Annotated in this window: 7 protein-coding genes and 1 pseudogene; all 8 read left to right on the top strand. The window is 67.8% G+C overall.

All coding sequences use genetic code 11. The annotated features are described in order from the left end of the window. A partial coding sequence (locus tag KDM41_15725) for a cbb3-type cytochrome c oxidase subunit I (protein ID MCB1184876.1) occupies positions 1-471 on the top strand: 471 nt, incomplete at its 5' end. Positions 472-488: 17 nt separating this feature from the next. Beyond that, entirely contained in the window at positions 489-1,181 is a 693-nt protein-coding gene (locus KDM41_15730) for a cytochrome c (protein ID MCB1184877.1), read from the top strand. A gap of 309 nt (positions 1,182-1,490) precedes the next feature. Beyond that, positions 1,491-3,782 (top strand): Sec-dependent nitrous-oxide reductase, encoded by a 2,292-nt coding sequence (gene nosZ, locus KDM41_15735; protein ID MCB1184878.1) that lies wholly within the window; start codon positions 1,491-1,493, stop codon positions 3,780-3,782. 118 nt (positions 3,783-3,900) lie between these two features. Beyond that, positions 3,901-4,299, top strand: a pseudogene (locus tag KDM41_15740) (c-type cytochrome). 333 nt (positions 4,300-4,632) lie between these two features. Beyond that, entirely contained in the window at positions 4,633-5,346 is a 714-nt protein-coding gene (locus KDM41_15745; GenBank protein ID MCB1184879.1) for a c-type cytochrome, read from the top strand. A gap of 60 nt (positions 5,347-5,406) precedes the next feature. Further along, positions 5,407-6,585 carry a hypothetical protein gene (locus KDM41_15750; GenBank protein MCB1184880.1) on the top strand — a complete coding sequence of 393 codons (1,179 nt, stop codon included), beginning with the start codon at positions 5,407-5,409 and terminating at the stop codon, positions 6,583-6,585. 31 nt (positions 6,586-6,616) lie between these two features. Further along, positions 6,617-7,846: a nitrous oxide reductase family maturation protein NosD gene (gene nosD, locus KDM41_15755; protein ID MCB1184881.1), complete on the top strand. Its 1,230-nt coding sequence runs from the start codon at positions 6,617-6,619 to the stop codon at positions 7,844-7,846. Next, positions 7,836-8,644: 4Fe-4S dicluster domain-containing protein (locus KDM41_15760; GenBank protein ID MCB1184882.1), on the top strand; the 809-nt coding region annotated here is incomplete at its 3' end. The genes nosD and KDM41_15760, both read left to right, overlap by 11 nt.

The following is an 8,644-nucleotide window of genomic DNA, read 5'->3' on the forward strand; positions in this document are numbered from 1 at the left end:
GCGGCCCTGCTGGGCCTGTTCCTGGCCAGCCCCTCGCTGGGGGCCTACCTGGGGGCGACGATGTTCGCCTCGGCGCAGTTGGACTACATCGTGTGGGGCGGCGCCCTCTCCGCGCTCTTCGCCGGTCTGCACTACTGGTGGCCGAAGATGATGGGCCGCGCCTACAGCGACGAGGTCGCCCGGATCGGCGCCGTCCTCTACGTGATCGGCGTGAACCTGGCCCTGATTCCGCGGGTCATGGTCGGCACGCGCGGCGTCCCCCAGGATCTGCTGGGCGTCATCCCGGAATCGCTGCGCCTGTCGGAGGTCTCGAGCCTCGGTTGGCTGTTCCTCTACAGCGGTCTCGCCGTGATCGCCGGCAACCTGCTGGTGACCGTGTGGGGGGACGCCAAGGCCGCGGACGATCCGTGGGGGGCGACGACCTTGGAATGGACCGTCCCTTCGCCGCCGCCCGAGGACAACTTCGGTTGAAGGGAGAGCGACCTCACATGCCGTTCCTGACCCCGAGTGCGGCGATCGCGGCTTTCCTGGCCGTCCTGTGCCTGGTCGTTCCGGCAACAGGGGTGGCAGTCGATCCTCCCGCCGAGCAGCCGGGCGACTACGATTCCGCCAACGCGCGGGAGATCATGGAACTCTGCGCCGGATGCCATGGGGACAACGGGCAGGGCGGGGGCGGGGGCGAGTACCCGCGACTGGCCGGACTGCCGGCGGCCTACATCACCGCCCAGATGCTCCAGTTCCGCTCGGGGACCCGGGCCAGCATGGCCATGGCGCCCTACGCCGACGAGCGGGAGCTGAGCGACAGCGACCTGGCGGACATCAGCCGCTATCTCGCCGACATCGAACTGCTGACCCGGATGCCGGCGATCGATCCGGACCTCGACTCCTACGAGAAGCTGCTGATCGCGAGCCGGGTCTTCAACGTCGCCCGGGTCGACGGGGACACGGAGCGGGGACGGGTCGTCTACGAGCGGGAATGCCGCAAGTGCCACGGTGAATCCGGGGTCGGGCGAGGCAAGAACCCGCCGCTGGCCGGGCAATACACCGACTATCTCCGCCTGCAGATCGAGGAGTTCCGCCAGGAACGGAGGGCCAACAAGCCCATGCTGAGGGCGCTGCAGGACTTGACGGCCGCCGACATCGAGGCTCTTTTGGCCTACCTCGCGACGACCGACGACTGAACCCGCTGGGAGCCTTCCCGCGCCCAGGAATCTGCTAGGAGTTGCAAAAAACGCTCAGGATTACCGAACAGGACAAAAACGCCGCATCCAGCCTCTGCGGGGTGATTCGCAGCATTTTCCGGTCGATCCGGGCCCCTGGCCCACCCCCTTCTCGCGCGCGCGGCGGACACGCCTCTTGCAAAAAAGGACATAGATATCCGATTATAGCGAATGGAGTCGGAATACCGCCTGTGGGCCCCTAGGCGCTCCCGGCGGAGAAGGAAACGGTCTCAGTGGGCCCGCCCAGCGGGCCGTAGAGGGGAGAAGGACATGAGCTTGGTCAAGAAACTGGCGGCGATCCTGGTCCTGCTGGCGGCATCGACGTTCCTCGCGAACGGAGTGGCCCGGGCACAGACCCTCCAGGACGTGATGAAGGAACGCGGACTGACCGAGAAGGACGTTCTCGCGGCCGCGAAGACCTACACCCCGACGGGCGGCCGGGACGAGTATATCGCGTTCAGTTCCGGCGGCCAGAGCGGCCAGGTCATCGTCTACGGCATCCCGTCGATGCGGATCCTGAAGTACATCGGCGTCTTCACGCCGGAGCCGTGGCAGGGCTACGGATTCGACGACGAATCGAAGGCCGTGCTGGCGATGGGCCGCATCAACGGCAAGGACATCCGCTACGGCGATTCCCACCATCCCGCGATCTCCGAGACCGAGGGCGACTACGACGGCCGCTACCTGTTCATCAACGACAAGGCCAATCCGCGCATCGCGGTGATCGATCTCCACGACTTCGAGACCAAGCAGATCGTGCCCAACCCGTTCTTCAGTTCCGACCACGGCGGCTGCTTCGTGACCCCGAACACCGAGTACGTGATGGAGGCCAGCCAGTACGCGGCCCCCTTCAGCAAGGATTTCGTGCCGCTCGAGGAGTTCAACGACAAGTACCGGGGCGGAGTGACCTACTGGAAGTTCAACCGGGAGGAAGGCCGCATCAATCCCGCCGAGTCCTTCACCTTCGAGCTGCCGCCCTACAGCCAGGACCTCAGCGACGCCGGCAAGGGCCCGAGCTATGGCTGGGGCTTCACGAACTCGTTCTGCTCCGAACGGTACATCGGCGGCATCGAGCGGGGCCGTCCGCCCTTCGAGGCCGGGTGCTCCTCCAAGGACACCGATTTCATGCACGTCACCAACTGGAAGAAGGCCGCCGAGCTGGTCGCCGCCGGCAAGGTGAAGAAGGTCAATGGCCAGTACCTGATCACGATCGAGCAGTCGGTGGCCGAGGGCCTGGTCTACCTGATTCCCGAGCCCAAGAGCCCGCACGGCTGCGACGTCACGCCCGACGGCAAGAGCATCATCGTCTCGGGCAAGCTGGACAGCCACGCCTGGGTGTACAGCTTCGAGAAGATCATGAAGGCCATCGAGACCCGCAATTTCGAGACGACCGACTCCTACAACATCCCGATCATCTCCCTCGAGGCGGCGCTGGACAAGTCGGTCAACGTCGGCCTCGGCCCCCTGCACACCCAGTTCGACTCGGTCGACGGCGTCTGCTACACGTCGATCTACGTCGATTCGCAGGTCACCAAGTGGAACTACCGCACCGGCAAGGTGCTCGACACGCTGCCGATCCACTACAACATCGGCCACCTGATGACCATGGAGGGCGATACGCGCTCGCCCGACGGGAAGTACCTCGTCGCCCTCAACAAGCTTTCCATCGATCGCTTCAACCCGGTGGGCCCGCTGCACCCGCAGAACCACCAGTTGCTGGACATCAGCGGGGCCAAGATGTCGCTGCTCTACGACATGCCCCTGCCCCTGGGCGAGCCCCACTACGCGGTGGCCATCAAGGCCGACAAGCTGCAGCCGGTGACCGGCTACAAGACGGGCTGGGACAGCCGCACCGACCAGAAGTCCGCCCACCGGACCCTGGCCGGCCGTGAGCGCACCGAACGCAAGGGCAACCGCGTCGACGTCTACGGGACCACGATCCGCTCGCACATCACGCCGGAGATCATCGAGGTGCAGGTGGGGGACGAGGTCGCGATCCATCTGACGAACCTGGAGCGCGCGGAAGACCAGGTCCACGGCTTCACGATCTACGGCCAGAACGTCCAGTTCTCGCTGGAGCCGGGCAAGACGTCCTCGGCGACGTTCACCGTCGACAAGGCGGGCGTGTACCCGTACTACTGCACCGAATTCTGCTCGGCGCTGCACCTGGAAATGCAGGGCTACCTGCTCGTCCAGCCCAAGGGCTACAAGGCGACGGGCGCCGAGATCCAGGAGGGCCAGAAGTACACCAAGGCCGACTACGAGACCCAGGTGGCGACGAACATCGCGACCCAGGAGGTCATCGACCAGGTGGTGGGCTTCATCACGAGCCACAACTACCAGGACTTCCCGACCGTCGTCGCCCTCGTCGAGGACGCGACCGACCAGCTGGGCTTCGCCGCCGAGACGAAGAAGAAGGCGGAGGCTTCGGCGGCCGCCGGCGACTGGCAGAACGCCATGCTCTGGGCCAACCAGTGGTGGCAGTACCAGGTCAAGACGGCCGATCTCGGCCTGCGGGCCAAGACCTTCCTGGAGGAGAACGGGGCCAAGAAGGTGAAGTAGGCGGGACGGACGATCCGGAACCCGGGCAGGTGCCGGGTCGCGCACCCGACGGCGGGACGCGGCACCTGTCCACGAACCCCAACCTGCGCCCCGTGCGACGGGGCCCGAGGAAGAGTCGATGAGAAGCTACGGCACGAAAGTCCGCTTGCTGGCCCTGACGGCGGCGCTCTGCGCCCTGGCGGCCTGCGACGGCAGCAGCCGCGAGGAGCGGTTGGCCAGGATCCGGGCGCATCACGGGCAGGACGCCGCCGGCGGCGGCGCGGTGGTGGCGGTGCAGCTGTCGCCCGGGGCGCAGCTCTACCGGGACAAGACCTGCAACACCTGCCACGGCGATGACGGCATCAGGGCCCTGCTGCCCAACTACCCGATCCTGGCCCGGCAGGGTGCCGCCTACGCCCTGCGCCAGATGAAGGACATCCAGAGCGGGAACCGCGCCAACGGGCAGACGGCGGCGATGAAGGCCGTGGTCCAGGGCGTGACCGAGGAGGAATTCACCATCCTGGCCGATTTCATCGCCAACGAACTGGGCGGCGGCGCGCCGATCGGCGGCGGGGCGGACGAGGAGTCGCCGGGCGCCGTGCTGTTCCGGACCAAGACCTGCACGGCCTGCCACGGCGCCGACGGCAAGACCCCGATCCTGCCCGACTACCCGCGCATCGCCGGGCATCCGGCGGCCTACGCGCTGCAGCAGATGCGCGACGTCAAGAGCGGCGCCCGCGCCAACAGCATGGCGGTGCTGGGCATGCAGGGCGTCATGCATCTGGTCAACGACGAGGAACTCGTGCAACTGGCGGACTACATCTCGACCCTGCCGCGCTAGCCGGACGGGTGAACCCTGGAGGAAGACGACATGATGAGGAACAAGATCGGCATGGTGATCGCCCTGGGCTGCGTCCTGGCCCTGATCACGCCGGCACTGGCCTGGAACGAAGGCGGCGGCGAGCAGGACGAGGCCCTGCACCTGGTGCCCGACCTCGAGAACGGCCGCGACGTCTACGAGGTCTGCGCCGCCTGCCACAAGCTCGAGGGGTGGGGCACGCCGGACGGGACGTTCCCGCAGCTGGCCGGCCAGTACGCGAGGGTCGCCATCAAGCAGCTCTCGGACATCCGCGCCCTGAACCGGGACAACCCGACGATGTACCCCTTCGCCCTGCCGCAGTCGATCGGCGGTCCGCAGGCCCTGGCCGACGTCTCGGCCTACATCGCGAAGCTGCCGATGAACCCCGACAACGGCAAGGGAGAGTGGGCGGAAGGCACGCCCCAGTTCGCCAGGGGCCAGCAGCTCTACAAGGACAACTGCGTCCAGTGCCACGGCGACCACGGCCAGGGGAACGCCGAGAAGTTCTATCCCGTGATCATGGGCCAGCACTACAACTATATGGTGCGCCAGTTCGAGTGGATCCGCGACGGCAAGCGCCGCAACGCCAATCCGGACATGGTCAAGCAGATCGCGGAGTTCACGGACGCGGACATGAAGGCCGTCATCAACTACGTCTCGCGCATCCCGGTGCCCAAGGAACTGCTGGCGCCGTCCAAGGACTGGAAGAACCCCGACTTCAAGTAGGCCCGCCCGCGGCGGGGCCGGACGGCCCGCGCCGCATGCGGCCGCAGCAAGGAATGTGGCATGACGACCGGAAGACGACGGACCCTTGCCAGCGCCGCCCTGGTCGGCCTGGCGATCGCCCTGCTGGTGCCGATCTACAACGCCCCGGTGTGGTGGGTCTCGCTGGAGGCGCCGAACTACCCGCGCGAGTCCTTCCCGGACGGGGTTCGCATCCTGTTCCACCTCAACGGCGTGTTCAGCGGCTGCGGGAGCCAGGCGAAGGACGAGGTGCGCATCGAGGAGGCGCTGGACTGCGCCCACGAGATGGACACGATCAACCACTACGTGGGGATGTACCCGATCGCGTCGGGCGGTCCGCTGGAGGTGTTCTTCTCCCTGTTCCTCGTCACCCTGGTCGGGGTCGTGCTGCTGGTGCCGCTGCTGCCCGGCGTGCGGTGGCGCACGGTCGTCATGGTCGTGGGGTTCACGGCGATCATCGTCTGGATGGGCCTGGCCTACTACGGCGAGAACGGCCTGCGCCTCCAGAGCGCGCGGTACCTCGCCGGCCGGATCACGGCGCTCGGCGAGACCGGACAGGCGGACGACGCCCCGCGGGAACTGAGTCCGGGCGAGGCCCTCATCGCCCGCCTGAAGGCGTCGCTGGCGGAAGACACGGACGCGGCGCCGGCGCCGGAGCCCCCGGCGGCCGGGGAGGGCGGCAAGGGCCAGAGCATCGCCTACCTGCGGGCGGCCTTCGAACAGGACCACGGGCGCCGGGCGACGGGCGGCGAGGCGTGGCGGGGAAGCGGTGCGCAGCTGCTCGCCTGGCACTACGAGAAGGGCCTCGGACGCTACTTCCGCGAGCAGGAGGTGATCGGGCCGATGGTCGCCCGCATGGTCCGCGCCGGGAACATCCTGTTCGGGGTCATCGTGGCGGTCATGCTCGGGCTGCTCGTCGTTGCGCGGCGTCCGTCGGAGCGTCTCGACGGGCTGCTGCTGCTGGCGCCGGCCGGGCTGCCGGCCTACTTCCTCGTCGCGTACTCGGTCTGGCTCTGGTGGTACGGCCACAACATGAACGACATGGGGGCGTTCACCCTCAAGTCGTTCATGCCCACGGTCTTCGGGCAGGGCAAGGTCGCGCAGTTCACGACGAACTCCTATCCGGCCTACGGATTCTGGCTGATGGTCCTGTTCACGGCCCTGCTGCTGGCGGCGTTCGTCCTGCGCCGCGAGCCGGGCGCCGGGCGAAGCGGGGAGTGACGTGAAACGCCGGTTGGTCCTGCTCGCGACGATGGTTGCGCTGCACGCCGTGCCGGGTGCGGCGCAGCCTTCGCTGCAGGAGATGATCGATGCGACCGAGCCCAACGGGACGCTCGTGCCGCCGCCGGGGGTGTACCGGGGGCCGGTCAGCATCGACTTCCCGCTGACGATCGACGGACGGGGCCAGGTGACGATCGACGCCGGCGGCCACGGGACCGTGGTCCTTCTCGATTGCGACGGCGCCACCCTGAAGGGCCTGCGGCTGGTGAATTCGGGCGACTCCCACAACGACATCGACGCCGGTGTGCAGGTCCGCGGCGACTTCAACGTGGTCAAGGACTGCCGCATCGAGGACTGCCTGTTCGGCATCGACCTGCAGCAGGCCGGGAACAACATCATCCGTCGCAACGAGATCACCTCCAAGTCCTTCGATCTGGGGCAGCGCGGCGACGGCATCAGGCTCTGGTACAGCTTCCACAACAAGGTGCAGGACAACGTCTGCCGCGACGTGCGGGACATGGTGGTCTGGTACTCGGCGGACAACGAGATCACCGGCAACCGGGCGACCGGCAGCCGCTACTCGCTGCACTTCATGTACTCGCGGTTCAACCTGGTCGAGAACAACTGGTACTACGGGAACACCGTCGGCATCTTCCTGATGTACAGCGACGGCGTCGTGGTGCGGAACAACCACATCCTGCACGCGGCGGGGCCCACCGGCGTGGGCATCGGGTTCAAGGAGACCTCCGACCTGGTCATCGAGAACAACGAGGTGATGTACTGCGCGAGCGGCCTGTACGTCGACCTGTCGCCGTTCCAGCCGGACACGACCAACCGCTTCCGCGACAACACGATCGCCTACAACGGGATCGGCGTCCGCTTCCTGAACGACTGGCACGGCAACGTCTTCGAGGCGAACCGGTTCATCGACAACATGACCCAGGTCTTCATCGGCGGCGGCGCCACGGCCAACCACAACGAGTGGCGGGGCAACTACTGGAGCGACTACCAGGGGTTCGACCGCGACGGCGACGGCATCGGGGACACCCCGCACGAGGTGCACGCCTACGCCGACCGGATCTGGCGCGACTCGCCGTATGCGCAGTTCTTCAAGGGGTCGCCCCTGCTGGAGACCCTCGACTTCCTCGAGCGCCTGGCCCCGTTCACGCCCCCGCAGCTGCTCGTGCGCGACCGGCAGCCGGTCATCAGCGCGGCGCGGGTCGGGACCAACGCGTTGAAGGGAGGCGTCCATGTGCCCTGAGGACGTGAAACAGGCTGCGGCAGCCGATGTCCCGCCCGATCCCCGGCGGCGCCGCTTCCTGCGGACCGTGGCCATGGCCGGCGGCCTGGTCGGAGCGGCCCTTGTCGGCCTGGTGCCGACGCTGCGGGGGTGGGCGACGCGACTGCGTCCGCCCGGGGCGCTGGTCGAGGACGATTTCCTCGCCTCCTGCATCAAGTGTGGGCAGTGCGTCCAGGTCTGCCCGGTCGAGGCGATCCACCTGGCGGACCTCGCCGACGGCGCCGGCGTGGGGACGCCCTTCATCGATCCGCGGCACCAGGCCTGCGATTTCTCGTGCGACGGCCTGCAGTGCGTTCTCGCCTGTCCGACCGGCGCGCTGACCCACCACCTCGACTACCCCCACGAGGCGCGTATGGGGGTGGCCCAGGTCGCCCGCCCGGGACTCTGCCTTGCCGCCCGCGGCGAAGGCTTCCGTGGCCTGGCCCGCGGGGACTCGTTCGAGGGGAGCCTGCGGTTCGACGCCGTCGACCGCTGGAACCCGATACCGGTCCGTGAGCATCCGTTCGACCTCGAGGTGTGCGACCTCTGCGTGCGCCAGTGCCCGATCGAGATCCGGATCGCCCAGTGCGCGGCCGGCGAACCTCCGGCCGGCGACCCGAACCAGTGCCCGCCCGAGCCGGCCATCCGGCTGGTGGAGACGGGGCTCCGCGACGGCCGACCGACCTTCACCCCCGAGGTGCTGGCCGGGTGCGTGGGGTGCGGCGTGTGCGTGATGATCTGTCCGGCCGAGCCGTCGGTCTTCGACATGGACCTGGCGCT

The organism is bacterium (assembly GCA_020440705.1).
GTDB lineage: Bacteria > Krumholzibacteriota > Krumholzibacteriia > LZORAL124-64-63 > LZORAL124-64-63 > JAGRNP01.

Coding starts and splice junctions, on each gene's coding strand:
- KDM41_15730 (MCB1184877.1), top strand. CDS start 489: ATGCCGTTCCTGACCCCGAGTGCGGCGATCGCGGCTTTCCTGGCCGTC.
- nosZ (MCB1184878.1), top strand. CDS start 1,491: ATGAGCTTGGTCAAGAAACTGGCGGCGATCCTGGTCCTGCTGGCGGCA.
- KDM41_15745 (MCB1184879.1), top strand. CDS start 4,633: ATGATGAGGAACAAGATCGGCATGGTGATCGCCCTGGGCTGCGTCCTG.
- KDM41_15750 (MCB1184880.1), top strand. CDS start 5,407: ATGACGACCGGAAGACGACGGACCCTTGCCAGCGCCGCCCTGGTCGGC.
- nosD (MCB1184881.1), top strand. CDS start 6,617: ATGGTTGCGCTGCACGCCGTGCCGGGTGCGGCGCAGCCTTCGCTGCAG.